The sequence below is a fragment of the Pseudomonas sp. ML96 genome (assembly GCF_000761545.1).
Classification (GTDB): domain Bacteria; phylum Pseudomonadota; class Gammaproteobacteria; order Pseudomonadales; family Pseudomonadaceae; genus Aquipseudomonas.
The window spans coordinates 1-26704 of the sequence record NZ_JPMY01000025.1 but is presented as its reverse complement, the minus strand read 5'-3'; the positions used below and the strand labels follow the sequence as shown (position 1 = coordinate 26704).

The window sequence follows — 26704 nt, the reverse complement described above, 5'->3', positions numbered from 1 at the left end:
GGGCGCCTTTTTCATGATCGGGAAAACTCAGCTTTCCAGCAGATTGTGCAGCTCGACGAACTGCTGGGTCAGCTTGTGGCTGCGGTCCAGGTGGATCAGCGGGGTGCAGACCTGGTGCGACTCGCGCATCTTCACCGAGCTCATCAGGTTCACCGGCAGCACCGGCAGCCCTTCCGCGATCAGCTCGTCGAGCAGCTGCTGCGGCAGGGTCGCGCGCGGCTGGAACTGGTTGACCACGATGCCCTCCACTTGCAGGTCCTCGTTGTGGTCATCCTTCAGCTCGTCGATCTCGGCCAGCAGGCCGTACAGGGCATTGCGCGAGAAGCTGTCGCAATCGAAGGGGATCAGCACACGATCAGCGGCGATCAGCGCGGAAACCGTGTAGAAGTTCAGCGCCGGCGGGGTATCAAGGTAGATCCGGTCGTAGTCCTCGGAGAGGTCTTCCAGCAGTTTGCGCAGCTTGTTGATCTTGTGCTTCTGCTCCAGTTTGGGCTGCAGCTCGGCCAACTCCGCAGTCGCGGTGATCACATGCAGGTTGTCGAACGGTGTCTCGTAGATATCGACCTTGCCCTTCTTGAAGGAGGTGGTCGACAGGGTCTGTTTGAAGAAATCGGCGATCCCCATGGGGATGTCCTCGCCGGTCAGGCCGGTGAGGTAATGGGTCGAGTTGGCCTGAGCATCCAGGTCGATCAGCAGGGTGCGATAGCCCTCCGCCGCACTCACCGCCGCCAGGTTGCAGGCAATGCTGGACTTGCCTACGCCGCCCTTCTGATTGAACACCACGCGCCGCATGTGACACCTCCCTGATCGCAATTGGTCTGGGATTCTATGCAAACCCCGTGTCAAGGGCGAGGAATATGCGGCTCGGGCGGGCTCCTCCTGTCCGGACGGTCATATTGGAGTTTGCGCGGGCCGCGCACGGTCTGGATAATGCCAGCACCTCGCCATGGTCCCGCCTGCTCCCGCCGGACCAGTCGTTGACAAGGATGCCCTCCCGACGGGCCGAGAAGAGCTCTCAGCGTGACTCAATTCAGGATCGAACACTGGCGTGCCTGGGCCCCCGGCCTGGACAGCACCGCCGACTGGCACGCCTGGCAACAGGCCCCCTTCGCCCCGCAGGACGGCGGCGAACAGCCCGATGTCGGCTTTCTCCCGGCCCTGCAGCGCCGCCGCCTGAGCCGCCTGGCACGCATGGCCTTCCACGTCGCCTGGCCGCTGGCCGAAGCATGCGGCCCGATGCCCCTGGTCTTCGCCTCGCGCCACGGCGAGACCCCGCGCACTCTGGCCATCCTCAGCGACCTGGCTCACGACGAGCCGCTCTCGCCCACCCAGTTCAGCCTCTCGGTACACAACGCGATCATCGGCCTGTGGTCGATCCAGCGCGGCGACACCAGCGAGATGACCGCCCTGGCCGCCGAGGGCGACGGCCTGGAGCAGGCCATGCTGGAGGCCGCCACCCTGCTGGGAGAGGGCGCACCCGGCGTGCTGCTGATCGTCGCCGAGGAGACGCCGCCCGAGTTGTACCGCCCCTTCATCGACGACGTGCCCTTCCCCTATGCCGTGGCCCTGTTGCTGCGGCCGGGCACCGACTGGCAGCTGCAGCTCGCCGAAGGCTCTGGCCCGCGCACTGCATGGCCGCATGCCCTGGAACTGGTCCGCGCCCTCAGCAGCGACGTGGACTCCCTGCAACACCACTGGAAACGCCGACAATGGAACTGGTCACGCAGCAAGGCCTGAGCGCCTACAGCGCCCCGTACTGGTGGCGCCTGATCGCCACCGCGCTGAGCTTCTCGCTGTTCGGCATCGGCGGCGTGCTGCTGCGAATCGTCGTCTTCCCCCTGCTCTCCCTGCTGCCCGGCGACGCCCTGGCCCGCCGCACCCGCGCCCGCGCCGTGGTCAGCCGCACCTTCTACTGGTTCGTCCAGTTCATGTTCCGCACCGGCGTGCTGACCTACGAGGTCGAGGGCGCCGAACGTCTCGGCCGGCCGGGTCAGATGGTGATCGCCAACCACCCCTCGCTGATCGACGTGGTGGTGCTGATCGCCTTCATCCGCGACGCCAACTGCGTGGTCAAGCAGAGCCTGTGGGACAACCCGTGCATGCGCGGGCCGATCCGCGCCTCCGGCTACATCAGCAACAGCGGCAGCATGGACATGCTCGAAGAGGCCGCCGGCGCGCTGGAGCAGGGCCAGACCCTGATCGTGTTCCCCGAGGGCACGCGCACCACGCCGGGGCAGGTTCCGGAATTTCATCGTGGTGCGGCGGCCATTGCGGTGCGCGGCGCCAGCATCGTCACCCCGGTGGTGATCAGCGTGACGCCCACCACCCTGACCAAGGCCGAGCCCTGGTACAGCATTCCGTCGCGTCGTTTCCATTTTCGCCTGCGAGTCGGGGAGGATATCGACCCGCGGCAATTCACCGAGCAGGCTCCGCTGCCGATTGCCTCGCGCAAGCTCAATGACCATCTGCACCAACACTTCATGAAGGAGCTCGCAACAGATGAGCGATCTGCAAACTGAGATCAAGAACCTGATCATCGAGGCCCTGGGCCTGGAAGACATGGCCGCCGAAGACATCGCCGCCGACCTGACCCTGTTCGGTGAAGGCCTGGGCCTCGACTCGGTGGACGCCCTGGAGCTCGGCCTGGCCATCCAGAAGCGCTTTGGCATCAAGATCGACGCCGAAGCCAAGGACACCCGCCAGCACTTCGCCAACGTCGCCAGCCTGGCCGCTTTCGTCGCCTCGAAACAGGCCGCCTGAGGACGTTTGACATGAAAAGCCGTGAAGAGATTTTCGCCACCCTGCAGGAAGCCCTGGTCGAGCTGTTCGAGCTGGACGCCGAGCGCGTCACCCTCGAAGCCAACCTGTACGAAGACCTGGAAATCGACAGCATCGACGCCGTCGACCTGATCGACCACATCAAGCGCCAGACCGGCAAGAAGATCGCCGCCGAGGAGTTCAAGGCCGTGCGTACCGTCGGCGACGTGGTCGAGGCCGTCTACCAGGTGGTCAACGCCGAAACGACCGCCGGCTGACGCATGGCTCGTCTGCTTGGCCTGCTGCTGGTGGTGGCCGGCCTGCTCTACCCCTTTGCCGTGTACTACGGCATGGAGCACCTGTCGCCACGCCTGTTCGCTGCCCTGCTCGGCGGCCTGTGGCTGGCGCGCGTCCTGACCCAGCGCAACAAGCCTGGTGGCCTGTGGATGGCCGGCGCCGCTCTGGCCTTCTGCGCCCTGCTCGGCCTGGCCGGCGAGCCGGCGCTGCTGCGCTGGTACCCGGTGCTGCTCAACCTGATGCTGCTGGCGCTGTTCGGCCTGTCGCTGAAGTTCGGCCCGCCCGTGATCGAGCGCCTGGCGCGCCTGCGCGAACCGGAGCTGCCGGAGCACGCGGTGCGCTACACGCGCAAGGTCACGCTGGTCTGGGCCGGCTTCTTCCTAGCCAACGCCCTGCTAATCAGCGCCCTGACCCTGTGGGCGCCGCTGAGCTGGTGGATGCTGTACACCGGGCTGATCGCCTATGCCCTGATGGGCCTGTTGTTCGCCGCTGAGTGGTTGATCCGCCAGCAAGTAAGGAGACATGGATGAGCTGGCTGCCGCTTGCCGATCATCTGCTGCAACCCCTGGCCGGCCGTGCCGTGGCGCTGGAGCCGGCGCTCGACCACGCCCAGCTGCAACAGCGCGCCCTGCGCCTGGCCGGCGCCCTGCAGGCGCGCGGCGTGCAGCGCGTGGCGCTGTATCTGGAGGATGCCGGCGAGCTGGCCATCGCTCTGCTCGGCGCCTGGCGCGCCGGCGTTGCCGTGCTGCTGCCGGCCGATGCCCAGACGCAGAGCCGCCAGCGCCTCGCTGAGCAGGCCGATCTGTGGCTGGATTCACTCGACGGCCTGGATGGCGAAGCCCTGTCCCCCGCCACTCTCGATCTCGACGCCTGCCGCCTGACCCTGTGCACCTCCGGCTCCAGCGGCGAGCCCAAGCTGATCGACAAGTCCCTGCGCCAGCTGGCCAACGAGGTCGATGCCCTGGAGCAGCTGTGGGGCCAGGACCTGGCCGGCGCGACCATCCTCGGCAGCGTCGCCGCCCAGCACATCTACGGCCTGCTGTTCCGCGTGCTGTGGCCGCTGTGCGCCGGCCGCCCGTTCTGGCGCCGTGCCCTGCCGTTCCCCGAAGACCTGCAGCGCGAGAGCCTGGGCCAACCGGCCTTCGCCTGGGTCGCCAGCCCCGCCTTGTTGAAGCGCATGGGCGACAACCTCGACTGGAATGCCCTGGGCGCGGTGCGCCGGGTGTTCTCCTCCGGCGGCGCGCTGCCGGCGGAAGTCTCCAGCGAGCTGGGCAGCCAGCTCGGCCAGCAGCCGAGCGAGATCTACGGCAGCTCCGAGACCGGCGGCATCGCCTGGCGCCAGGGCGGCGAGCTGTGGCAGCCGTTCCCCGGTGTGGAGCTTTCCCTGAACGACGAGGGCGCCCTGCGCATCGCCTCGCCCTACCTGCCGGCCGGGCATGTCGAGCAGAGCGCCGACGCCGCCGAGCTGCAGGCCGATGGCCGCTTCGCCCTGCGTGGGCGCCTGGACCGCATCGTCAAGCTGGAAGAAAAACGCATCTCTCTGCCCATGCTGGAGCAGGCGCTGAGCCAGCACGAGTGGGTCGCCGACGCCCGCCTCGGGGTGATCCAGGAAGGCCGCGCCTTCCTCGGCGCCCTGCTGGCGCTGAGCCCGGCCGGCCTGCACGCCCTGCGCAACCAGGGCCGCAAGACCGTCACCGAGACCCTGCGCAAGCACCTGGCCGGCCACTGCGAGGCCATCGCCCTGCCACGCCGCTGGCGCCTGCTGCTGGAGCTGCCCTACAGCAGCCAGGGCAAGCTGGCGCAGAGCACGGTCGATGAACTGGTCGCCGCGCCACGGCCGACCCGCGTCGAACCGCGCCGGGCCGAGCTGGTCGACGGCGAATGGCAGCTGGAGCTGGACGTACCGCCGGATTTGGCCCACTTCACCGGCCACTTCCCGCAGACCCCGGTACTGCCCGGCGTGGTACAGATCGACTGGGCCCAGCAACTGGCGCGCGGCCTGATCGAAGAACTGCCACCGCGCTTCTGCGGCATGGAAGTGCTCAAGTTCCAACAACTGGTACGCCCCGGCGACCGCATCCAGCTGACCCTGCGTTTCGACGCCGAACGCGGCAAGCTGTACTTCGCCTACCGCAATGGCGAGGCGCCCTGCTCGTCCGGGCGCATCCTGCTGGGGGCGGCCAGTGCATAAGCCCTGCGCGGTGATCCCGGTGTACAACCACGAGCACGCCCTGCCCGTGGTGGTCGCCGCATTGCACGAAGCCGGCCTGCCCTGCGTGCTGGTCGACGATGCCTCCAGCCCGAGCTGCGCGGCAGTGATGGATCAGCTGGCCACCCAGGACAACACTTATCTCGTGCGCCTGCCGCTCAACCAGGGCAAGGGCGGCGCGGTCATGGCCGGTTTGCGCGAGGCGCAGCGTCTGGGCTTTACCCACGCCCTGCAGGTGGACGCCGACGGCCAGCACGACCTGGCCGATATCGCCACCTTCCTCGGCACCTCCCGCGAGCATCCGCAGGCGCTGGTCTGCGGCTACCCGCAGTACGACGCCAGTGTGCCGAAGAGCCGCCTCTATGCGCGCTACCTGACCCATGTGTGGGTGTGGATCAACAGCCTGTCGCTGTCGATCCGCGATGCCATGTGCGGCTTCCGCGTCTACCCGCTGCCGGCCACGGTGGCACTGCTCGATGCCAGCAACCTGGGCAAGCGCATGGACTTCGATCCGGAGATCCTCGTACGCCTGGCCTGGCGTAACCAGCCGATGCAGTGGCTGCCGACCAAGGTGCATTACCCGCTGGATGGCCTGTCGCATTTCCGGCTTTTTCACGACAACGCGCTGATCTCGAAGATGCACGCCAAGCTGTTCTTCGGCATGTTGCTGCGCGCGCCGCTGATCCTCTGGCGCAGGTGGCGCGGATGAACGGGCAGAAGGCCGAACACTGGGCCGGCCAGCGCGAGCGCGGCCACTTCCTGCTGATGAAACTCACCGCCGGCGCCGTGCGCCTGCTCGGCCGCCGCGCGCTGACGCCCGTGCTGTACGCCATCGTCCTGTACTTCTTCGCCTTCGGCCGTCAGGCGCGGCGCAGCATTCGCCAGTACCAGCACAACCTGGCCAGCTGGAGCGGGCGCAGCGAACTGGCGCCGCGCTTCGGCTCGGTATTCGCCCAGTTCATGGCCTTCGCCGACGCCTTGCTGGACAAGCTCGACGTGTGGAACGGCCGCCTCGGCCTGGAGCAGATCACCCTGGTCGACCCCGACGGCATCCGCCAGCGCCTGCACAGCGAGCCGCGCGGGCAGATGCTGGTCGGCGCCCACCTGGGCAACCTCGAGGTGTGCCGCGCCCTGGCCGAGCTGGGCGAGAAGGTGCAAATGAACGTGCTGGTGCACACCAAGCACGCCGAACAGTTCAACCGCCTACTCGGCGAGGCCGGCGCCAGCCACCTGCGCCTGATCCAGGTCAGCGAACTGGACGCGGCGATCATGCTGCAATTGTCGGAGCGCCTGGAGCGCGGCGAGTGGCTGGCAATCGCCGGCGACCGCGTGCCGCTGCATGGCGGGCGCAACGTCAGCGTGAATTTCCTCGGCCATTCGGCCGCTTTCCCGCAAGGGCCCTGGCTGCTGGCAGGACTCCTGCAATGCCCGGTCAACCTGATGAGCTGCCTGAAGATCGATGGCCGCTACCAGGTGATCCTCGAACGCTTTGCCGAACGCGTGCAGTGGACGCGCAAGGAACGCGACGAGGTAATCCGCGGCTGGGTACAACGCTATGCCGAGCGTCTTGGCGAACGCTGCCTGAACGCTCCGCGGCAATGGTTCAACTTCTACCCGTTCTGGAACGCCAATGACGACCTTCCCGCTTGACCACGTGACCTTCGGCGAACAGCAGCTGACCATCGAGCAGGTGGTCGCCCTGTCCCAGCGCAGCGCCCGTGCCCAGTTGCAGAACGATGCCGCCTACCGCGAGAAGATCGCCAAGGGCGCGCGCTTCCTCGACACCCTGCTGGACAAGGAAGGCGTGATCTACGGCGTGACCACCGGCTACGGCGATTCCTGCGTGGTGGCCGTGCCGCTGCACCAGGTCGAGGCGCTGCCCAAGCACCTGTTCACCTTCCACGGCTGCGGCCTGGGCAAGCTGCTCGACGAGGCCAGCACCCGCGCCGTGCTGGCCGCGCGCCTGCAGTCACTGTGCCACGGCGTTTCCGGGGTGCGCGTGGAGCTGCTGGAGCGCCTGCAGGCCTTCCTCGAACACGATGTGCTGCCGCTGATCCCGGAAGAGGGCTCGGTCGGCGCCAGCGGCGACCTGACCCCGCTGTCCTACGTGGCCGCCACCCTCAGTGGTGAGCGCGAAGTGATGTACCAGGGCGAGCGTCGCAGCGCTGCGGACGTGCACAAGGAACTCGGCTGGACGCCGCTGACCCTGCGCCCGAAAGAAGCGCTGGCGCTGATGAACGGCACCGCGGTGATGACCGCCCTGGCCTGCCTGGCCTATTCGCGCGCCGACTACCTGCTACAGCTGGCCACCCGCATCACCGCGCTCAACGTGGTGGCGCTGGAAGGCAACCCGGAACACTTCGACGAGCGCCTGTTCGCCGCCAAGCCGCACCCGGGGCAGACCCAGGTCGCCGCCTGGCTGCGCGAGGATCTGGCCGTGGCCGAGCCGCTGCCGCCGCTGCACCGCCTGCAGGACCGCTACTCGCTGCGCTGCGCGCCGCACGTGCTCGGCGTGCTGGCCGACAGCCTGGGCCTGCTCCGTCAGTTCATCGAGATCGAACTGAACAGCGCCAACGACAACCCGCTGTTCGACGCCGAGACCGAGCGCACCCTGCACGGCGGCCACTTCTACGGCGGGCACATCGCCTTCGCCATGGACAGCCTGAAGAACCTGGTCGGCAACGTCGCCGACCTGCTCGACCGCCAGCTCGCCCTGCTGGTCGACACCCGCTACAACCACGGCCTGCCGAGCAACCTGTCCGGCGCCCCGGCGGAAACCGCGATGATCAACCACGGCTTCAAGGCCGTGCAGATCGGCACCAGCGCCTGGACTGCCGAAGCACTGAAAAACACCATGCCGGCCAGCGTGTTCTCGCGCTCCACCGAGTGCCACAACCAGGACAAGGTGAGCATGGGCACCATCGCCGCACGCGATGCCCTGCGCAGCCTGGAGCTGACCGAGCAGGTCGCCGCCGCCACCCTGCTGGCCGCCAACCAGGGCGTGTGGCTGCGCGAGCGCGCCGGCAAGACCGACATCCCCGCGCCGCTGGCCGCCATGCGCGAGCAGCTGACCACGGACTTCCCGCCAGTAATCGAGGATCGCGCCCTGGAAGGCGAGCTGCGCCTGTGCCTGGTGCGTATCCGCAGCCGCCACTGGGGGCTGTATGCGTAAAGAGGGCGTGCTGCAGGCGGACGTTGAAATCCTCGTCCCGTTCTTCGACGTCGACATGATGGAAGTGGTCTGGCACGGCCACTACGTCAAATACTTCGAGGAGGCGCGCTGCGCCCTGCTCGACAAGCTCGGCCACAACTACCGGCAGATGCGCGACGCCGGCTACGCCTGGCCGGTGATCGACCTGCAGCTGCGCTATATCCGCGGCGCCCAGTTCGGCCAACGGATCAAGGTGCGCGCCGACCTGGTCGAGTGGGAGAACCGCCTGAAGATCAACTACCTGATCACCGACGTGGCGACGGGCGAACGCATGACCCGCGGCAGTAGCGTGCAGGTGGCGGTGGAGATAGCGACTCGGGAGATGCTGCTGGCCTCGCCCAAAGTGTTCACCGACGCCGTCGCCAAGGTCGTCGGGTGAAACTGCGCGCCTGCCTCGGCCTGTTGCTGCTGGCACTGATGCCGGCAGCCCACGCCTTCGACTTGGCCGAGCTCAGCGCCCAACTGGCCAAGCCTGCGGTGGTGCGCGGACCCTTCGTGCAGGAGAAGCACCTGCGCGCCCTGCCCACGCCGCTGACCAGCCAGGGCCAGTTCATCCTGTCCCGCGAGCACGGCCTGCTCTGGCTGCTGCAGAAGCCGCTGAAGCAGGACTACCGCATCGACGACGCCGGCATTGCCCGCCGCACCGCCGCAGGCTGGCAACAGCAACCGGGCCAAGATGTGGCCGCCCAGCAGAGCCGCCTGTTCCTCGCCGTGCTCAAAGGCGACCGCTCGGGCCTGGAGCGTGATTTCGCGCTCAAGCTCAGCGGCGAACACAACGCCTGGCAGCTCGAACTCACCCCGCATTCGCTGCTGCTCAAACAGATCTTCAGCGCCATCCGCATCGACGGCGGCGCGCTGGTCGAGCGCATCGAACTGATCGAGACCCAGGGCGACCGCACCGTCCTGAAGATGCCGCAGAGCCAGGCTGGCGACGCGTTGACTGCGCAGGAGCGCGCTGACCTTGTCCATTAGCGTGCAACGTCTGCTGCCGCGCCTGTTTGGCGCCTTGCTGCTCATGCTGCTGGCGCTGGCCGCCTGGCAGTGGCGTGACGGCCCGCCGGTGCAGGCCAGCATGCTTGCCCTGTTACCCAAGGGTGCCGGCGATTCACTGGTGCAGCAAGCCGAGCAGCGCATGCAGGAGCCGCTGTCGCGCGAGCTGCTGATCCTTATCGGCCATCCACAGCGCGAGCGCGCCATCGAATTGGTGCGCCAGGCCGGCGAGCAGTGGCAGGCCAGCGGGCGCTTCGACAAGGTGCAGTGGAGCCTGCAGGCCGACCTCGACGCCATCCGCCAGCAACTGCGCGGCGAGCGCCTGGCCCTGCTGGCGCCAGCCGACCGCCAGCTGTTGATCGAGCAGCCGGGCAGCTTCATCGAGCAGCGCACGCAGCAGTTGTTCGACACCTTCGCCGGCTTCGGCCTGCTGCCCACCGAGCAGGACTGGTTCGGCCTCGGCCTGCGCGCCCAGCAGACGCTGAATCCCGGCAGCCGCATCCAGGCCGACCTCGGCAGCGGCGCCCTGCTGCTGCAGGACGATGGCACCACCTGGGCCCTGCTGCGCCTGCGCACCCGTGGCGATGCCTTCGACATGCAGGCGCCACCGCAGATCGCCGCGGCCGTGGCCGAGCTGCGCCAGCAGGTCGAGAACGCAGGCGGCCAGCTGCTCGCCGCCGGTGGCGCGCTGCACGCGGCGGCGGGCCAGGCCAAGGCCACCCAGGAGATCGCCCTGATCGGTGGCGGCGCCACCCTCGGCACCTTGCTCCTGCTGCTGCTCGCCTTCCGCCGCCCACGCATCCTGGTCAGCCTGTTGCCGATGGGCGTGGCGCTGCTGGCCGGCTGCACCGCCTGCGTGCTGGTGTTCGGCCAGATCAATGCGCTGACCCTGGTGCTCGGCGCCAGTCTGGTCGGCGTCGCCGCCGACTACCCACAGCACTACCTGAGCAAGAGTTGGGGCGACGGCCCCTGGTCGAGCTGGGCCGCGCTGCGCGAGACTCTGCCGGGCCTGAGCCTGAGCCTGGGCACCAACCTCGCCGGCTATGTGGCGCTGGCCTTTACGCCCTTCCCGGCGCTGACTCAGATCGCTCTGTTCTCCGCCGCCGGGCTGATCGGCGCCTACCTGTGCTCGGTGTGCCTGCTGCCGGCCTGGCTGAACAACCTGCGCCTGACGCCACCGGCCAGCCTGCGCCGCGCCGCCGAAAGCCTGGTCGAGCGACGTGCCCGCCTGCTGGCACGCACCGGCAGCTGGCCACTGCTGCTCGCGCTGCTGGCCTTCTGCGCCGGCGGCCTGTGGCAACTCAAGCCGCAGAACGATTTGCGCCAGTGGCTGGGCCAGGAGCCACGGCTGATGGCCGAGGCCAGACGCATCGCCGAACTCACCGGACAGCAGCCCACCAGCCAGTTCTTCCTGGTCCGTGCCGCCGATGAACAACAACTGCTGCAACGCCAGGCCGAGCTGAGCCAACGCCTGGACACCGCCATCGCCGCCGGCCATCTGCGCGGCTATCGCGCCCTTAGCCAGTTGGTCGCCCCCGAGAGCGAGCTGGCGCCGCTACGCACCGCGCTGAACAAGCTGCCGCAGCACTGGCAGCCACTGCTCGATCTCGGCCTGCCGCAGGCCGCGCTGCGCGCCGAGCTGGACGAGTTGCTGCATGCGCCGCAGCCAAGCCTGGAGCAGGCCCTGGCCGGCCCGCTGGGCGAGGCCTGGCGTCCGCTATGGCTAGGAAGCAACGAACAGGGCGTGGCCGGCATCGTCAGCCTGCAGGGCCTGAATGACAGCTCCCTGCTGCTGCAAACCGCCGAGGGGCTGGAGGGTGTGCAGCTGATCGATCGTCTGGGCGAGCTGAACCAGCTGTTCGCCGCCACCCAGCTCAGCGCCGCCGAGCTCAAGCTGATCTCCAGCGCCGCCATCTTCCTGCTGCTGTGCCTGCCCTTCGGCCTCGGCGGCGCGCTGCGGGTGATCTGCCTGCCTCTGCTATCGGCCCTGGCAGCGCTGGCCTGCCTCGGCTGGTTGGGCCAGCCACTGACCCTGTTCAGCCTGTTCGGCCTGCTGCTGATCACCGCCATCGGCGTCGACTACGCCATCCTCATGCGCGAGAACATCGGCGGCCCGGCAGTCAGCCTGCTCGGCACCCTGCTCTCGGCGCTAACCGCGTGGATGTCGTTCGGCCTGCTGCTGATCAGCCAGACCCCGGCCATCGCCAACTTCGGCCTGGCCATCAGCCTCGGTCTGCTGTTCTGTTTCCTGCTCTCACCCTGGGCCGCCACGCGGCCACACAAGGAGGTTGTCGCGTGACCGTGCTCGGATTCTGGCTGCTGGCCCTGGCGATCTACGCCCTGGTGGCGATCATCGGCGGGCGCCGGCTGATTCCCATCGTCGGCCAGTTGCTGGTGGCGGCCATCGCCATCCCCGCCCTGCTGCTGTTGTGGGTCGAGCCGCACTGGCAACTGACTGCCCAGGACCTCCTGGCGCCGACCTGGCTGAACCTGGCCTACGGCCTGTGCTTCGCCCTGCTGCTCGGCTACATCCTCAGCGACGTGATCGATCTGGACCTGAGCCCGGCCTGTGTGAAGATCGCCCTGCCCAGCTTCCTGGTGCCGATGCTGGCCGGCCTGGCCTGCTCGCTCTGGCTGCTGCCCGGCGAGCGTAGCTGGCTGAGTTCGGTGGGCATCGGTCTGTTGTTCTCGATCACCGCCATCCCGGTGCTCTACCTGTTCCTGCAGAGCATCGGCTACCCGGCGGCGGACACCAAGCGCCTGCTGCACGCGGCGATCCTCATGGACTTCCTGTGCTGGAGCCTGTTCGGCCTGGCCCAGGGCAGCAGCCACCCGGCCGCGCTGTTGTGGCCGCTGCTGGCCGCCGCCCTGCCGCTGCTGCTGCGCCTGCTCAAGCTGCGCCACCCGCTGTTCTACAGCCTGCCGTTCTTCGCCCTGATGCTGCTGTTTCAGCAACTCAAGCTCAACGCCCTGGTGTTCGGCATCGCCTACATGCTGTGCCTCGGCTGGATCAAGCAGCCGTTCGTGCTGCCGCTGCCGGCGCGCGCCTGGAAGCTGTTGATGAACGGCCTGGCCGTGCCGCTGATCCTGACTTTCGGCGTGCTGCGCGTGGACTTCCATGGCATAGGTCAAGACTACTCATGGCTGGTCATCGCTATCCTGCTGGCGCTGCCGGTACTGAGCAAAGTGCTCGGCAGCTGGCTCGGTCTGCACTGGGCCGACCCGAGCGCCGCGGCGCGCGTGAAGTGGCGCGAGAGTCTGCTGCTGAACATCCGCGGCCTCACCGAAATCGTCTTCCTCAATCTGCTCCTGCAGCTGCAGCTGATCGATTCGCTGATCTACTTCGGCCTGCTGCTGATGAGCCTGTTTTCCACCCTGCTGCCGGCACTGCTCGGCAGGCATGCCCACAACAACGAGGCACGAAGCCGCTATGAAGTCTCCTGAAGTCGAACAACGTCAGATCGTCGTCATCGGTGCCGGCCCTTCCGGCGCCATCGCCGCAGCCATCCTCAAGCGCCAGGGCCACGACGTTCTGGTGCTGGAGCGCCAGCGCTTCCCGCGCTTCTCCATCGGCGAGAGCCTGCTGTCGCACTGCCTGGACTTCGTCGAGGAGGCCGGCATGCTCGAAGCGGTGCAGGCCGCCGGCTTCCAGACCAAGCACGGCGCAGCCTTCGCCTGGGGCGAGCGCTACACCGAGTTCGACTTCCGCGACAAATTCACCGAAGGCCAGGGCTCGACCTACCAGGTGATTCGCGCCGACTTCGACAAGCTGCTGGCCGACCAGGCCGAACTGCAGGGCGTGGAAATCCGTTACGAGGAAGAAATCTTCGCCGCCGACTTCGCTGGCGACTGCCCGCGCCTGTCGGTGCGCCGCCTGGCCGACGGCCACGAGTATGAAGTGGAGTGCGCCTTCGTCCTCGACGGCAGCGGCTACGGCCGCGTGCTGCCACGCCTGCTCGACCTCGATACGCCGTCGTCCTTCCCGATCCGCCAGGCGGTGTTCACCCATATCGAGGACCGCATCGACCCGGCCTCCGGCTTCGACCGCGAGAAGATCCTTATCAGCACGCATCCCACTCTCAGGGACGTGTGGTTCTGGACCATCCCGTTCAGCAACGGCCGCTGCTCGCTGGGCGTGGTCTCCGCTGCCGAACACTACGAGGGCTACCCGAAGGATCTCGACGCCTGCCTCAAGCAGTTTGTCGCGGAAACCCCGAGCCTCTCCAAGGTCTTGGAAAACGCTGTGTGGGACACCCCGGCACGCGCCATCGGTGGCTACTCAGCCAACGTCAAGAGCCTGCATGGCCCTGGCTTCGCCCTGCTGGGCAACGCCGCCGAGTTCCTCGACCCGGTATTCAGCTCCGGCGTGACCATCGCCATGCGCTCGGCGAGCATGGCCGCCGGCCTGCTGCATCGTCAGCTCAGCGGTGAAGCGGTGGACTGGGAGAACGAGTTCGCCATCCCGCTCAAGCGCGGCGTGGATACGTTCCGCGTGTATGTGCAGGGTTGGTACGATGGCAGCTTCCAGGACGTGATCTTCTACGAGAAGGCCTCGCCGGAGATTCGCCGCATGATCTGCTCGATCCTCGCCGGCTACGCCTGGGACGAGAAGAACCCCTATGTCGCCGAGCCCAAGCGTCGTCTTGGTGTACTCGCCGAACTCTGCGCGATGGGATAAGGAGCAATTGTCGATGGACCGCGCCGCCGCCAACTACGTCGAGGAAACCCGCTTCGGCTTCTGGTTCCTGCAGAGCCACGTCTGGCAGCACCATGTGCTGCGCGTGGCGATCAACGACCTCAAGCGCCTGATCGATGCACCGCTGCCACAGGCGCCGGTGCTGCTCGACGCCGGCTGCGGCCAGGGCCGCTCGTTCGGCCTGCTGCAGGAGGCCTTCGCTCCGGCACGGATGATCGGCCTCGACGCCGACCCGCACAGCCTCGACTGCTCGCGCGCCGAGGCCGAGCGCCTGGGCCTCGACGTGCAGCTGATCGCCAGCGACTGCGCGGCCATCGACCTGCCGGACGCCAGCGTCGACATCCTGTTCTGCCACCAGACCTTCCACCATCTGGTCGAGCAGGAGCAGGCCCTGGCCGAGTTCTGGCGCGTGCTGAAGCCGGGCGGCCTGCTGCTGTTCGCCGAGTCGACCAAGTTCTACATCGACACCTGGGTGATTCGCTGGCTGTTCCGCCATCCGATGCACGTGCAGAAGAGCGCCGAGGAATACCTGGGCATGCTGCGCCAGCAGGGCTTCCAGTTCGAGGAACGCAACGTCTCCTACCCCTACCTGTGGTGGAGCCGCTCCAAGGACTTCGGCCTGCTCGAACGCTGGGGCATCATGAAGGCCAAGCCGTTCGGCCAGCGCGACGAGACCCTGGTCAACGCGGTGGCGCGCAAGCCGTGATGCTACGGGTTGTACTGCTCGCCCTGACCCTGTTGCTCGGCGCCTGCGCCGGGCACACGCCCGTGCCGGCGAGCAGCCCCGCACTGACCACTGCGCTGCCGATCAGCCTGCAGATCGAGCGCACGCAGAGCGTCGAGCAGCGCGATTGGCTGCTGGTGGTGCAGGCCGAAGGTGAGGCCCTGCGCTGGTCGCTGTTCGATCCGCTCGGCGTGCCCCTGGCGCGCCAGCTGCTGGAGCACGGCCAGTGGCGCAACGACGGCCTGCTGCCACCCAATGCCGAGGCCCGCGAGCTGTTCGCTGCCCTGTTGTTCGCCCTCACCGCCGATGACGCGCTGACCACCTACCCCGAGGGCAGCTGGCAGCGCGGCGCCGATGGTCAGCGCCGGCTTAACCCGGACTGGCGAATCCGCTACCGTTCCGCACTGGACTTCACCCTCGCCGCACCGCAGCTCAGCTATCGGGTGCGCGCGCTGAACCAAGAAGAAGGCAACTGATGCCCAGCTATTTAAATGCCCTTGGCCTGCTGTGCGCCCTGGGCGAAGGCAAGCAGGCGGTGGCCGACGCGCTGCTGGCCGGCGATGCCTCCGGCATGCGCGCCGAGGACGGCTGGGTCACTGACCGCCGCCTCACCGTCGGCGCCGTGCGCGCTGCCCTGCCGGCCATGCCGGCGGGCCTCGAAGCCGCCCATAGCCGCAACAACCAGCTGCTGCTGGCCGCCGCGCAACAGATTGAGCCCGAACTGCGCGCCGCCATCGCCCGTTACGGCGCCGCCCGCGTCGGCCTGGTGCTGGGCACCAGCACCTCGGGCATCCGCGAGGCCAGCGACGGCATCGCCCGCTTCCTCCACGAGGGCGAGGTGCCCGCCGAGTACGACTACGCCCAGCAGGAGATGGCCGCACCGGCCACCTTCCTCGCCGACTGGCTACAACTGGCCGGCCCGGTGTACTGCCAGTCCACCGCCTGCACCTCCAGCGCGCGCGCCCTGCTCAGCGCCCATCGCCTGCTGCAGCAAGGGCTGTGCGACGCGGTGATCTGCGGTGGCGTGGACAGCCTGTGCCGCCTGACCCTGAATGGTTTCTCGGCCCTCGAAGCGGTATCCGCCGAACCCTGCAATCCCTTCTCGGTGAACCGCCACGGCATCAATATCGGCGAGGGCGCCGCACTGTTCCTCATGACCAGGGAAGCCAGCCCGATCGCCTTCCTCGGCGGCGCCGCCACCTCCGATGCCCACCATATTTCCGCACCGCACCCCGAGGGCCTCGGCGCCCGCGCGGCGATGCAGCAGGCCCTGGCCAGCGCCGGCCTGAACGCCACGGATATCGACTACCTCAACCTGCACGGCACCGCCACGGCGCACAACGATGCGATGGAGAGCAAGGCCGTGCGTGGCCTGTTCCCCAATGGTGTGGCTTGCTCGTCGAGCAAGCCGCTGACCGGTCACACCCTGGGCGCCGCCGGCGCACTGGAAGCGGCCTTCTGCTGGCTGACCCTGAGTGAGCACAACCGCGACGGCCTGCTGCCGCCGCACCTGTGGGACGGCCAGGCCGACCCGGCGCTGGAACCGCTGCAACTGGTCGGCGCCGGCGATCAACTGGCCCGCAGCAGCGGCCGCCGGCTGATGAGCAACTCCTTCGCCTTCGGCGGCAACAACGTCGCGCTGATCCTGGGTGATGCCCCACAGGGAGACGCATCATGAGCCTGTGGCCGATCGCCGAGCTGGTGCCGCACGCCGGCGACATGATCCTGATCGACGAAGTCGTCAGCTTCGGTGACGAAGACATCGAGACCCGTCTCACCGTGCGTCCCGGTGGCCTGTTCAACCAGGCCGACGGCAGCCTGCCGGCCTGGGTCGGCATCGAGCTGATGGCGCAGAGCGTGGCCGCCTACGCCGGCTGCCAGGCGCGCCAGGCCGGACTGCCGGTGGAGCTGGGCTTCCTCCTCGGCACGCGCAAGTTCGAGTGCAACGTCGAGCGCTTCCCGGCCGGCGCCGAGCTGCGCATCAAGGCCCTGCGCTCGCTGCAGGACGACAACGGCATGGGCGTGTTCGAGTGCCATCTCGACGGCCCCGATATCCATGCCGAGGCGCGCCTCAACGTGTTCCGCCCGCCGGAAGTGGCAAGCTATCTACAAGAGCAATCGCAATGACTGAAACCATTCTGGTAACCGGCTCCAGCCGTGGCATCGGCCGCGCCATCGCCCTGCGCCTGGCCCGCTCCGGTTACGACATCGTGCTGCACTGCCGCTCGCGCCGCGACGAGGCCGAGGCCGTGCAGGCGCAGATCGCCGAGCTAGGCCAACAGGCGCGCATCCTGCAGTTCGACGTCTCCGACCGCGCCGCCTGCCGCGAGGCGCTGGAAGCCGATGTGGAACAGCACGGCGCCTACTACGGCGTGGTGTGCAACGCCGGCCTGACCCGCGACGGCGCCTTCCCGGCGCTGAGCGACGAGGACTGGGACCAGGTGCTGCGCACCAACCTCGACGGTTTCTACAACGTGCTGCACCCGCTGACCATGCCGATGATCCGCCGCCGCAAGGCCGGGCGCATCGTCTGCATCACCTCGGTCTCCGGGCTGATCGGCAACCGTGGCCAGGTCAACTACAGCGCCTCCAAGGCCGGCGTGATCGGCGCGGCCAAGGCCCTGGCCATCGAGCTGGGCAAGCGCAAGATCACGGTCAACTGCGTGGCGCCGGGGCTGATCGACACCGAGATCCTCGACGATCTGGTGCCGGTGGACGAGATCCTCAAGATGATTCCGGCCGCGCGCATGGGCACGCCTGAAGAAGTGGCCGGGGCAGTGAATTTCCTGATGTCCGAGGAGGCGGCGTACATTACCCGCCAAGTCCTCGCGGTGAACGGTGGTTTGTGTTGATGAAACGTGTAGTCGTCACCGGCATGGCCGGTATCACCTCGCTGGGCAGCGACTGGCCGACCATCTCGGCCGCCTTCAAGGAAGGCCGCAGTGGCATCCGCCGCATGGACGAGTGGGATCGCTTCACCGAGCTGAACACCCGCCTGGGTGGCCCGGTGGACGACTTCGTCCAGCCCAAGCACTGGTCGCGCAAGCAGACCCGCAGCATGGGCCGGGTGTCCAAGCTGGCGGTGTACGCCGCCGAGCGCGCCTTGGAGCACGCCGGCCTGCTCGGCGACGAACGCATTCAGGACGGACGCATGGGCGTGGCCTGCGGCTCGTCCACCGGCAGCACCGACGAGATCAAGGCATTCGGCAATATGCTGCTCAATTCCGTAGCAGACGGCCTCAACGCCAACTCCTATATCCGCATGATGCCGCACACCACCGCGGCCAATATCAGCATCTTCTTCGGCCTCAAGGGCCGCCTGATTCCGACGTCCAGCGCCTGCACCAGCGGCAGCCAGGGCATCGGCTACGCCTACGAGGCGATCAAGTTCGGCCGCCTGAAGATGATGCTGGCCGGCGGCGCCGAGGAACTGTGCCCGACCGAGGCCATGGTGTTCGACGCGCTCTATGCCACCAGCCTGAAGAACGACACTCCGCACCTGTCGCCACGCCCCTACGACGCCGGCCGCGACGGCCTGGTAATCGGAGAAGGCGCCGGTATCCTGGTGCTGGAAGAGCTGGAGCACGCGCTGGCGCGCGGCGCGACCATCCACGCCGAGATCGTCGGCTTCGGCTGCAATTCCGACGGAATCCATGCCACCAAGCCGGAACAGGCGACCATGCGTGGCGCCATGGAGCTGGCTCTGGAAGATGCCGGCCTGGCGCCCGACGCCATCGGCTACGTCAACGGCCACGGCACCGCCACCGCCCAGGGCGATGTGGCCGAGAGCCAAGCCACCAGCAGCCTGTTCGGCCCACGCATGCCGATCAGCTCGCAGAAGAGCTTCTTCGGCCACACCCTGGGCGCCTGCGGCGCGCTGGAGTCCTGGTTCAGCATCGAAATGATGAACTCGGACAGCTACGTGCACACCCTGAATCTGGACAATGTCGACCCGGAGTGCGGCGAGCTGGACTACCTGCGCGGCGAGTTCCGCCAGATGAGCCACCAGTACGTGATGAACAACAACTTCGCCTTCGGCGGGGTGAACACCTCGCTGATCTTCAAGCGCTGGAACTGAGCGCAGACACAAGGAAGTCTCTGAATGCCCGCACTACTTCGCACCCTCCTGCTCGGCCTGATCGTCTCCGGCCTGGCCGCCTGCAGCACGCAGCAACCGGTCGACACGCCGACCATCGAGCTGCCACCGGGCTCGGCCATCAGCGACCTGCAGATCGAGCAGGCCATTCTCAGCGCCCTGCACACCTATCGCTGGCAGGTCGGCCAGGTCCAGCCGGGCCGCGTGCAGGCCAATATCCTCGTACGTGAGCGCCATCGGGCGGCCATCACCATCGACTACAACCCGCGCGATATCTTCATCCGCTATCGCAGCAGCCAGGGCCTGGATTACCAGAACGGCAAGATTCATCGCACCTACAATCGCTGGGTGAAGTACCTCAAGCTAGAGATCGAACATCAGCTCAACCTTTCCCCCACCCCGTGACCTTTCGTCAAGGAGACGACCATGCAACTGAAAAACTGGACCCTGGCCGCCCTGCTCTTCGCTGCAATCCCGGGCATCAGCCAGGCACGTGACACCACTCACTTCCTGCCGTTCGAGCAGGCCGTGCAGGAAGCGCTGGCCGCCAACCGTCTGGACGGCAGCGTGAAGTTCTACCTGGCGGGCACCAAGCCGGCCGGCACCGTCAGCGTGGTCAAATCCGGCGTCACCACCAGCCAGAAGACCAACGCCTTCAACAAGAGCGACGAAGGCGCCTGCTCCTGGGCCCTGCAGTCCGCGCTGATCCGCATGCAGAACGCCGCCAAGCAGGCCGGTGCCAATGCCGTGGTCAACATCGTCAGCAACTACAAGAACGTGGTCTATTCCGACGCGCAGAAGTACGAGTGCCACGCCGGCGCGATCATGGCCGGTGTTGCCCTGAAGGCCGACCTGGCCAACGTCAAGTAAGCACCATCTCGGCGTCCGGGCCGCCTCATTCGGCCCGGAGCGCCGCCACCTGGCGTGTCATCATCTCGACGAACGCCAGCGCCTGCGGCATCCGCTCATCGCGGCGCCGCGCCAGCCAGATCGCCGATGTCGCGCCCGGATCGAGCAGGGTGCGGTAGACCACGCCATCCACGCGCGTGCGACGGAACGACTCCGGCAGCATCGACACCCCCATGCCCGCGGCCACCAGGCCGATGATGGTCATCGCCTCGTTCGCCTCCTGGGCGATGCGCGGGATGAAGCCGGCCTGGCGCGCCAGCTCGTTGAGCTGGTCGAACAGACCGGTACCGTAGCTGCGCGGAAAGAACACGAACGGCTCCTCGGCCAGGGCGCTGAGCGACAGCCCGTCCTCGCTGCCGGCCGCCAGCGGATGGTCGGCGCGCAGCACCGCCACCAGCGGATCGCGGAACAGCTCGATGGCCTCGATGCTGTCCGGCAGGGCGAAGGGGCGCAGCACGCCGACCTGGATCTGCCGGTCCAGCAGCGCCTGCACCACCGCACCGCTGCTCATCTCCAGCAGGCTCAGGTGTACGTCCGGGCGCGCCTGGCGGAAGGCCAGGATGCTGCGCGGCATGATCGAGGTGAAGGGCGCCGAGGCAGTGAAGCCGACCTTGAGCTCGCCGAGCTCGCCACGCTGCGCGCGCTGGGCCAGCTGCACCGCACCCTCGACGCGCTGCAGGATCGCCCGAGCCTCGTCGAGGAACAGCCGCCCCGCCTCGGTCAGCGCCACGCGGCGGTTGGTGCGCTCGAACAGGCGCACCGCCATGGCCTGCTCCAGTGCCTGGATCTGCTGGCTCAGCGGCGGCTGGGAGATATTCAGGCGCTCGGCGGCGCGGCCGAAGTGCAGCTCCTCGGCCACCGCCACGAAGTAGCGCAAATGACGCAGTTCCATGGGCCTCCAATTGATACTCTTTAAGTATCAAACGTGACGATCAATATATTGGAGATCATATTTCCATCTCTCTACCCTGTCAGCGTCTGCCGGTCAGAGCCTGTCCGGCGCAGCGCTACAGAGGTCGCCCGTGAACGCCATCGCCACATCCCTGCCTACTTCGGGCGCCTTCATCATCAAGGGCACACCGCAGTTCACCCGCACATCCCTGGCGCTGTTCGCCGGCGGCTTCGCCACCTTCGCCCTGCTCTACTGCGTGCAACCGCTGATGCCGGTGCTGTCACAGGAATTCGCCCTCACGGCGGCGCAGAGCAGCCTGATCCTGTCGATCTCGACCATCATGCTGGCCGTCGGCCTGCTGTTCACCGGGCCACTGTCCGACGCCGTCGGGCGCAAGCCGATGATGGTCGCCTCGCTGCTGTGCGCCGCCCTGCTGACCCTGGCCGGCGCGCTGATGCCGACTTGGGAAGGCGTGCTGGTCACCCGCGCCCTGCTCGGCCTGGCGCTCAGCGGCCTGGCCGCCGTGGCCATGACCTACCTGTGCGAGGAGATGGACCCCGACTGCCTGGGGCTGTCGATGGGCCTGTATATCGCCGGCAACGCCATCGGCGGCATGGGCGGGCGGCTGATCAGCGGGGTACTGGTGGATTTCGTCGACTGGCGCTGGGCGGTCGGCAGCCTCGGCTTGCTGGCCCTGCTCGCCGGCCTGCTGTTCTGGCGCGTATTGCCGGAGTCGCGCCACTTCAAACCCGCGCCACTGGATGTGCGGCGCATCGGCCAGGCCTTCGTCCTGCACCTGCGTGATCGCGGCCTGCCCTGGCTGTTCCTCGAAGCCTTCTTGCTGATGGGCGCCTTCGTCACCCTGTTCAACTACATCGGCTACCGCCTGCTGGATGCGCCCTACCACCTGAGTCAGGCGCTGGTCGGCCTGCTCTCGGTGGTCTACCTGTCGGGTATCTACAGCTCAGCGAAGATCGGCGCCCTGGCCGATCGCCTAGGCCGCCAGCAGGTGCTGTGGGCGGTGATCGTGCTGATGCTCGCCGGCCTGCTGCTGACCCTGCTGCCGCAGGTAGCGGCGATTCTCGCCGGCATGCTGCTGTTCACCTTCGGCTTCTTCGGCGCCCACTCGGTGGCGAGCAGCTGGGTCGGCCGCCGCGCACAGCAGGCACGCGGCCAGGCCTCGTCGCTGTACCTGTTCAGCTACTACCTGGGCTCGAGCCTAGCCGGCACCGCTGGTGGGCTGTTCTGGCACGACTTCGGCTGGACCGGCGTCGCCCTGTTCATCGCCGCCCTGCTGCTGCTCGCACTGCTCGCGGCGCTGCGCCTGCGCCGCCTGGCGGAAACGGCCTGAGGCCACACAGCAAAACGCCGGCATGTGCCGGCGTTTTTTCACTCTCTGGATTACTGGACGATCTCGACCAGGTCGATATCGATCTCGCGCTTGATCAGCCCCTTGTCGACTTCGCCGGTCAGCTTGACCTGGGTCTTGTCGTCGAAGGCCACCGGCGGCAGGTCTTCATCGTCGATTTCCACGGTGATGGTGCCTGTGCTGTCCTTGAACTCGTACTTCTCGTCGCCGAGCTTGCGGGTGATGTGGCCCTGCAGCACCACATGCGCATCGTCACCGGCCTCCTGGGCTGCCGCGACGCTGTTGATGGCCTGGGCGCCCGGGCCGGTGTAGCCGGCGGCCAGTACCGCGGTGCTGAACAGGGGAGCGACGAGCAGGGTGAGATAGCGAGCTTTCATGATGATTCGTTCCTTGCGGTGGGGTGTGAGCCCAACTTAGTCGCCGCGGCTGAAGCGAAGCTGAATTTCGCCGCGAGACGGAACGAACGGAATATCTGACCTGACAGTCAACTCACTGAATCGATCACACCGATACAGGAGAGTATCCATGACCTTGCAGCCCTATCGCCTGCAGTACCGCTTTCACGGCGAGCCTCAAGAGCACGTGCTGGAGCTGGAGCGCCGCCCCGACGCCCGCGAAAGCGCGCTACACCTGCTGGAGCTGCATTTCGCCGATGCGGAAAACAGCCTGGTGCTGCCCTCAGAGGATGACGATACCGAGGCGGTCATGCGCCAGGCAGAGCTGCTCGGCATTACCCATATCCAGCTGCGCTGAACGAAAAAGGCCGCTTGCGCGGCCTTTCTTCATCGCTGCGAGCGATCAGGCGTGGTACTGCGCCGACAGCTCATGCACCGCCTCGAAGAAGGCCTTGGCGTGCTCCGGCGGCACTTCCGGGGTAATACCGTGGCCGAGGTTGAACACCTGGCCATTGCCCTGGCCGTAGGCGGCGAGGATGCGCGCCACCTCGGCACGGATAGCTTCCGGCTTGGCGTGCAGCACGGCCGGGTCCATGTTGCCCTGCAGGGCCACCTTGTTGCCCACTCGCTGACGTGCACTGCCGATATCGCAGGTCCAGTCCAGGCCCAGGGCCTCAGCGCCGGTGTCAGCCATGGACTCCAGCCACAGACCGCCACCCTTGGTGAACAGGATCACCGGCACGCGGCGACCGTCGTGCTCGCGGATCAGACCATCGATGATCTGCTTCATGTAGCGCAGGGAGAACTCCTGGTAGGCCGCCGAGGACAGCGCGCCGCCCCAGGAATCGAAGATCTGCACGGCCTGGGCACCGGCCTTGATCTGGCCGTTGAGGTAGGCGGTGATCGAGCGGGCCAGCTTGTCGAGCAGCGCGTGCATGGCCTGCGGGTTGTCGTAGAGCATCGCCTTGGACTTGCGGAAGTCGCGGCTGGAACCGCCTTCGACCATGTAGGTGGCCAGAGTCCAGGGGCTGCCGGTGAAGCCGATCAGCGGCACGCGGCCGTTCAGCTCGCGGCGGATGGTGCGCACAGCGTCCATCACGTAGCCCAGGTCCTGCTCGGCATCGGGAATCGGCAGTGCCTCGATGTCGGCCATCGAGCTGATGATTTTCTTGAAGCGCGGGCCTTCGCCGGTCTCGAAGTACAGACCCTGGCCCATGGCGTCGGGGATGGTGAGGATGTCGGAGAAGAGGATCGCGGCGTCGATCTGCGGGTAGCGGTCCAGCGGCTGGATGGTGACCTCGCAGGCCAGCTCGGGGTTCTTCATCAGACTGACGAAGTCACCGGCCTTGGCGCGGGTGGCGCGGTACTCCGGCAGGTAACGGCCGGCCTGGCGCATCATCCACACCGGGGTGACGTCGACGGGCTGCTTGAGCAGGGCGCGCAGGAAACGGTCGTTCTTCAGGGCGGACATCGGCAGGGTTCCTGGAAATCGGCAGGGAGCGTTGCGGCGGGAGTATGCGGCGGCAGCTCGGCGGCGGCCCCCTTCCTCCGGGCGGGTTCCCGGATCGCAGGAGCCCGCGCGCCTTGGCGCAGAAAAAGTGCGGGCATTTTCGCAGACCCAAAAACAAAAGGCACGGCGAGTGCCGTGCCTTTTGTCTATCGCGACGATTTGTCCCAGCTCGCGCCGGGCGCCAATCAGACGCCCAGGTAGTCGAGGATGCCTTCGGCGGCGTTACGGCCTTCGAAGATCGCCGTCACCACCAGGTCGGAACCACGGACCATGTCGCCACCGGCGAAGATCTTCGGGTTGCTGGTCTGGTGCTTGAACTGGTTCTTCTCCGGCGCCACCACACGGCCCTGGCTGTCGGTGTCGATCTTGAAGTCAGTGAACCAGGCGGCCGGGCTCGGACGGAAACCGAAGGCGATCAGCACGGCTTCGGCCGGGATGATTTCCTCGGAGCCCGGGATCGGCTCAGGGCTGCGACGGCCACGGGCGTCCGGTTCGCCGAGACGGGTCTCGACCACCTTGACGCCTTCCACCTTGTCCTCGCCGACGATGGCGATGGGCTGGCGGTTGAAGAGGAACTTCACGCCCTCTTCCTTGGCGTTCTTCACTTCCTTGCGCGAGCCCGGCATGTTCTCTTCGTCACGACGGTAGGCGCAGGTCACGGCCTTGGCGCCCTGGCGGATGGAGGTGCGGTTGCAGTCCATCGCGGTGTCGCCACCGCCGAGCACGACCACGCGCTTACCCTTCATGTCGATGAAGTCCTCGGGGGACTTCTCGAAGCCGAGGTTGCGGTTGACGTTGGCGATCAGGAAGTCCAGCGCGTCGGTCACGCCCGGCAGGTCTTCGCCTGGGAAACCGCCCTTCATGTAGGTGTAGGTACCCATGCCCATGAACACGGCATCGTACTCATCCAGCAGCTGCTGCATGGTGATGTCGACACCGATCTCGGTGTTCAGACGGAACTCGATGCCCATGCCGGTGAACACTTCGCGACGACGGCTGAGCACGCTCTTCTCGAGCTTGAACTCGGGGATGCCGAAGGTCAGCAGGCCACCGATTTCCGGGTTCTTGTCGAACACCACCGGGGTCACGCCGTTGCGCACCAGTACGTCGGCGCAGCCCAGACCGGCCGGGCCGGCACCAATCACCGCTACACGCTTGCCGGTCGGCTTGACCTTGGACATGTCCGGGCGCCAGCCCATGGCGAAGGCGGTGTCAGTGATGTACTTCTCCACCGAGCCGATGGTCACCGCACCGAAGCCATCGTTGAGGGTGCACGCACCCTCGCACAGGCGATCCTGCGGGCACACGCGGCCGCAGACTTCCGGCAGGGTGTTGGTCTGGTGGCTCAGCTCGGCGGCGGCCAGGATGTTGCCTTCCGAGACCAGCTTGAGCCAGTTCGGAATGAAGTTGTGCACAGGGCACTTCCATTCGCAGTACGGGTTGCCGCAACCCAGGCAACGGTGTGCCTGGTCGGCCGCCTGGGCCGGCTTGAACGGTTCGTAGATTTCCACGAACTCGCGCTTGCGTTGGCGCAGGAGCTTCTTCTTCGGATCCTTGCGCCCGACCTCGATGAACTGGAAGTCGTTGTTCAGACGTTCAGTCATTTCAAAACCTCATCAAACCACTTCAGGCGCTTGTTATTGCGGATTGGCACGGGTGCTGGAGAGCAGCGAACCGAGGCTTGCGGCCTTCGGTTTGACCAGCCAGAACTTGCGCAGGTAATCGTCCAGGTTCTCCAGCAGGTGAGCACCCCACGGGCTGGCGGTTTCCGCCACGTACTCGGCGAGCACGCCGTGCAGGTGGCTGCGATACGCTTCCATGGACTCATTGCTGATGCGCTGGATTTCCACCAGCTCGTGGTTGACGCGGTCGACGAAGCCGTTGTCCAGGTCCAGCACGTAGGCGAAGCCGCCGGTCATGCCGGAACCGAAGTTGTAGCCGGTCTTGCCGAGCACGCAGACGAAGCCGCCGGTCATGTATTCGCAGCAGTGGTCACCGGTACCTTCAACCACGGCATGCGAGCCGGAGTTACGCACGGCGAAACGCTCACCCGCGGTGCCGGCGGCGAACAGCTTGCCGCCAGTGGCGCCGTACAGGCAGGTGTTGCCGACGATGGCCGACTCCTGGGTCTTGAACGGGCTGCCGGCCGGCGGGGTGATCACCAGCTTGCCGCCGGTCATGCCCTTGCCGACGTAGTCGTTGGCATCGCCTTCCAGGCGCAGGTGCAGGCCGCCGGCGTTCCACACGCCGAAGCTCTGCCCGGCAGTGCCCTTGAAGCGGAAGGTGATCGGCGCGTCCTTCATGCCCTGGTTGCCGTGCTGCTTGGCGATTTCGCCGGAGACACGGGCACCGATGGAGCGGTCGCAGTTGCAGATATCCAGCTCGTACTCGCCACCGGTCTTGCCGGTGATGGCAGCCAGGGACAGCTCGACCATCTTCTCGGCCAGCAGGCCCTGGTCGAACGGCGGGTTCTTCTCGACTTCGCAGAACTGCGGCTTGTCGGCCGGGATATGGTCGCTGCCGAGCAGCGGGGTCAGATCCAGGTTGCCTTGCTTGTCGGTATCGCCCGGCAGCACGTTGAGCAGATCGGTACGCCCGATCAGCTCGCCGAGGCTGCGCACGCCCAGCTTGGCCAGCCACTGGCGGGGG

The 26704-nt window shown here is 67.1% G+C and carries 29 protein-coding genes and 1 pseudogene; 24 read left to right on the top strand and 6 right to left on the bottom strand.

Annotated features, from left to right (window positions below):
* Positions 1 to 27 precede the first annotated feature (27 nt).
* Complete coding sequence (locus tag IP89_RS14355) at positions 28 to 792, bottom strand: ParA family protein (protein ID WP_043310269.1); 765 nt, start codon at positions 790 to 792, stop codon at positions 28 to 30.
* A gap of 228 nt (positions 793 to 1020) precedes the next feature.
* Here IP89_RS14355 and IP89_RS14350 point away from each other — a divergent pair, with 228 nt between their 5' ends.
* The 22 genes from IP89_RS14350 to IP89_RS14245 are packed head-to-tail and all read left to right on the top strand — an operon-like array spanning position 1021 to position 19850.
* On the top strand, positions 1021 to 1737 hold the full coding sequence (locus tag IP89_RS14350) for a beta-ketoacyl synthase chain length factor (protein WP_043310268.1): 717 nt from the start codon (positions 1021 to 1023) through the stop codon (positions 1735 to 1737).
* Entirely contained in the window at positions 1710 to 2519 is an 810-nt protein-coding gene (locus tag IP89_RS14345; protein WP_177326883.1) for a 1-acyl-sn-glycerol-3-phosphate acyltransferase, read from the top strand. The genes IP89_RS14350 and IP89_RS14345 overlap by 28 nt, the downstream gene beginning before the upstream one ends.
* Complete coding sequence (locus IP89_RS14340) at positions 2500 to 2760, top strand: phosphopantetheine-binding protein (protein ID WP_043310266.1); 261 nt, start codon at positions 2500 to 2502, stop codon at positions 2758 to 2760. Before IP89_RS14345 ends, IP89_RS14340 begins: the two co-directional genes overlap by 20 nt.
* A gap of 11 nt (positions 2761 to 2771) precedes the next feature.
* Positions 2772 to 3035 (top strand): acyl carrier protein, encoded by a 264-nt coding sequence (locus tag IP89_RS14335; RefSeq protein WP_043310265.1) that lies wholly within the window; start codon positions 2772 to 2774, stop codon positions 3033 to 3035.
* Positions 3036 to 3038: 3 nt separating this feature from the next.
* Positions 3039 to 3584, top strand: a complete 546-nt coding sequence (locus IP89_RS14330) for a membrane protein (protein ID WP_043310264.1) — start codon at positions 3039 to 3041, stop codon at positions 3582 to 3584.
* On the top strand, positions 3581 to 5245 hold the full coding sequence (locus IP89_RS14325) for an acyl-CoA synthetase family protein (RefSeq protein ID WP_043310262.1): 1665 nt from the start codon (positions 3581 to 3583) through the stop codon (positions 5243 to 5245). The genes IP89_RS14330 and IP89_RS14325 overlap by 4 nt, the downstream gene beginning before the upstream one ends.
* Positions 5238 to 5972, top strand: a complete 735-nt coding sequence (locus IP89_RS14320; RefSeq protein WP_043310260.1) for a glycosyltransferase family 2 protein — start codon at positions 5238 to 5240, stop codon at positions 5970 to 5972. The genes IP89_RS14325 and IP89_RS14320 overlap by 8 nt, the downstream gene beginning before the upstream one ends.
* Entirely contained in the window at positions 5969 to 6913 is a 945-nt protein-coding gene (locus tag IP89_RS14315; RefSeq protein ID WP_043310258.1) for a glycosyl transferase, read from the top strand. Before IP89_RS14320 ends, IP89_RS14315 begins: the two co-directional genes overlap by 4 nt.
* The gene (gene hutH / locus IP89_RS14310; RefSeq protein WP_043310256.1) at positions 6894 to 8435 is read left to right on the top strand and encodes a histidine ammonia-lyase; all 1542 of its coding nucleotides are present in this window, start codon (positions 6894 to 6896) and stop codon (positions 8433 to 8435) included. Before IP89_RS14315 ends, hutH begins: the two co-directional genes overlap by 20 nt.
* Positions 8428 to 8853, top strand: coding sequence for a thioesterase family protein (locus tag IP89_RS14305; protein WP_043310255.1), 426 nt, complete (start codon positions 8428 to 8430; stop codon positions 8851 to 8853). The genes hutH and IP89_RS14305 overlap by 8 nt, the downstream gene beginning before the upstream one ends.
* Before the next feature lie 38 nt (positions 8854 to 8891).
* A complete protein-coding gene (locus tag IP89_RS14300; protein ID WP_052081088.1) occupies positions 8892 to 9446 on the top strand; it encodes an outer membrane lipoprotein carrier protein LolA in 555 nt (184 codons plus the stop codon).
* Positions 9436 to 11763, top strand: coding sequence for an MMPL family transporter (locus tag IP89_RS14295; protein WP_043310253.1), 2328 nt, complete (start codon positions 9436 to 9438; stop codon positions 11761 to 11763). The genes IP89_RS14300 and IP89_RS14295 overlap by 11 nt, the downstream gene beginning before the upstream one ends.
* Positions 11760 to 12908: a sodium:proton antiporter gene (locus IP89_RS14290; protein ID WP_043310252.1), complete on the top strand. Its 1149-nt coding sequence runs from the start codon at positions 11760 to 11762 to the stop codon at positions 12906 to 12908. Before IP89_RS14295 ends, IP89_RS14290 begins: the two co-directional genes overlap by 4 nt.
* Positions 12895 to 14142: an NAD(P)/FAD-dependent oxidoreductase gene (locus tag IP89_RS14285; RefSeq protein WP_043310251.1), complete on the top strand. Its 1248-nt coding sequence runs from the start codon at positions 12895 to 12897 to the stop codon at positions 14140 to 14142. The genes IP89_RS14290 and IP89_RS14285 overlap by 14 nt, the downstream gene beginning before the upstream one ends.
* Before the next feature lie 13 nt (positions 14143 to 14155).
* The gene (locus tag IP89_RS14280) at positions 14156 to 14866 is read left to right on the top strand and encodes a class I SAM-dependent methyltransferase (protein ID WP_043310250.1); all 711 of its coding nucleotides are present in this window, start codon (positions 14156 to 14158) and stop codon (positions 14864 to 14866) included.
* The gene (locus IP89_RS14275; RefSeq protein ID WP_043310249.1) at positions 14866 to 15360 is read left to right on the top strand and encodes a hypothetical protein; all 495 of its coding nucleotides are present in this window, start codon (positions 14866 to 14868) and stop codon (positions 15358 to 15360) included. The genes IP89_RS14280 and IP89_RS14275 overlap by 1 nt, the downstream gene beginning before the upstream one ends.
* Entirely contained in the window at positions 15360 to 16562 is a 1203-nt protein-coding gene (locus tag IP89_RS14270; RefSeq protein WP_043310248.1) for a beta-ketoacyl-[acyl-carrier-protein] synthase family protein, read from the top strand. Before IP89_RS14275 ends, IP89_RS14270 begins: the two co-directional genes overlap by 1 nt.
* A complete protein-coding gene (locus IP89_RS14265) occupies positions 16559 to 17011 on the top strand; it encodes a hotdog family protein (RefSeq protein WP_043310247.1) in 453 nt (150 codons plus the stop codon). The genes IP89_RS14270 and IP89_RS14265 overlap by 4 nt, the downstream gene beginning before the upstream one ends.
* A complete protein-coding gene (gene fabG, locus IP89_RS14260; protein ID WP_043310245.1) occupies positions 17008 to 17736 on the top strand; it encodes a 3-oxoacyl-ACP reductase FabG in 729 nt (242 codons plus the stop codon). Before IP89_RS14265 ends, fabG begins: the two co-directional genes overlap by 4 nt.
* Complete coding sequence (locus IP89_RS14255; protein ID WP_043310244.1) at positions 17736 to 18962, top strand: beta-ketoacyl-ACP synthase; 1227 nt, start codon at positions 17736 to 17738, stop codon at positions 18960 to 18962. Before fabG ends, IP89_RS14255 begins: the two co-directional genes overlap by 1 nt.
* Before the next feature lie 24 nt (positions 18963 to 18986).
* Entirely contained in the window at positions 18987 to 19385 is a 399-nt protein-coding gene (locus IP89_RS14250; protein WP_043310243.1) for a hypothetical protein, read from the top strand.
* Positions 19386 to 19406: 21 nt separating this feature from the next.
* Positions 19407 to 19850 (top strand): excinuclease, encoded by a 444-nt coding sequence (locus IP89_RS14245; RefSeq protein WP_043310241.1) that lies wholly within the window; start codon positions 19407 to 19409, stop codon positions 19848 to 19850.
* 25 nt (positions 19851 to 19875) lie between these two features.
* On the opposite strand, the gene IP89_RS14240 is transcribed toward IP89_RS14245, so the two are convergent.
* Positions 19876 to 20781, bottom strand: a complete 906-nt coding sequence (locus tag IP89_RS14240) for a LysR family transcriptional regulator (protein ID WP_043310240.1) — start codon at positions 20779 to 20781, stop codon at positions 19876 to 19878.
* A gap of 130 nt (positions 20782 to 20911) precedes the next feature.
* On the opposite strand from IP89_RS14240, the gene IP89_RS14235 reads away from it, so the two are divergent.
* Positions 20912 to 22132, top strand: a complete 1221-nt coding sequence (locus IP89_RS14235) for an MFS transporter (protein ID WP_052081086.1) — start codon at positions 20912 to 20914, stop codon at positions 22130 to 22132.
* A 50-nt stretch (positions 22133 to 22182) separates the two neighbouring features.
* Here IP89_RS14235 and IP89_RS14230 read toward each other — a convergent pair whose 3' ends face one another.
* On the bottom strand, positions 22183 to 22527 hold the full coding sequence (locus tag IP89_RS14230) for a YgiW/YdeI family stress tolerance OB fold protein (RefSeq protein ID WP_043310238.1): 345 nt from the start codon (positions 22525 to 22527) through the stop codon (positions 22183 to 22185).
* Between the two features lie 148 nt (positions 22528 to 22675).
* Here IP89_RS14230 and IP89_RS14225 point away from each other — a divergent pair, with 148 nt between their 5' ends.
* Positions 22676 to 22903 (top strand): hypothetical protein, encoded by a 228-nt coding sequence (locus tag IP89_RS14225; protein ID WP_043310237.1) that lies wholly within the window; start codon positions 22676 to 22678, stop codon positions 22901 to 22903.
* A gap of 45 nt (positions 22904 to 22948) precedes the next feature.
* On the opposite strand, the gene hemE is transcribed toward IP89_RS14225, so the two are convergent.
* The 3 genes and pseudogenes from hemE to gltB form a co-directional block, all read right to left on the bottom strand.
* Positions 22949 to 24016 carry a uroporphyrinogen decarboxylase gene (gene hemE, locus IP89_RS14220; protein ID WP_043310236.1) on the bottom strand — a complete coding sequence of 356 codons (1068 nt, stop codon included), beginning with the start codon at positions 24014 to 24016 and terminating at the stop codon, positions 22949 to 22951.
* A gap of 224 nt (positions 24017 to 24240) precedes the next feature.
* Complete coding sequence (locus IP89_RS14215; protein WP_043310235.1) at positions 24241 to 25659, bottom strand: FAD-dependent oxidoreductase; 1419 nt, start codon at positions 25657 to 25659, stop codon at positions 24241 to 24243.
* Between the two features lie 33 nt (positions 25660 to 25692).
* Positions 25693 to 26704 (bottom strand): annotated as a pseudogene (gene gltB / locus IP89_RS14210) (glutamate synthase large subunit); the annotation flags it as partial.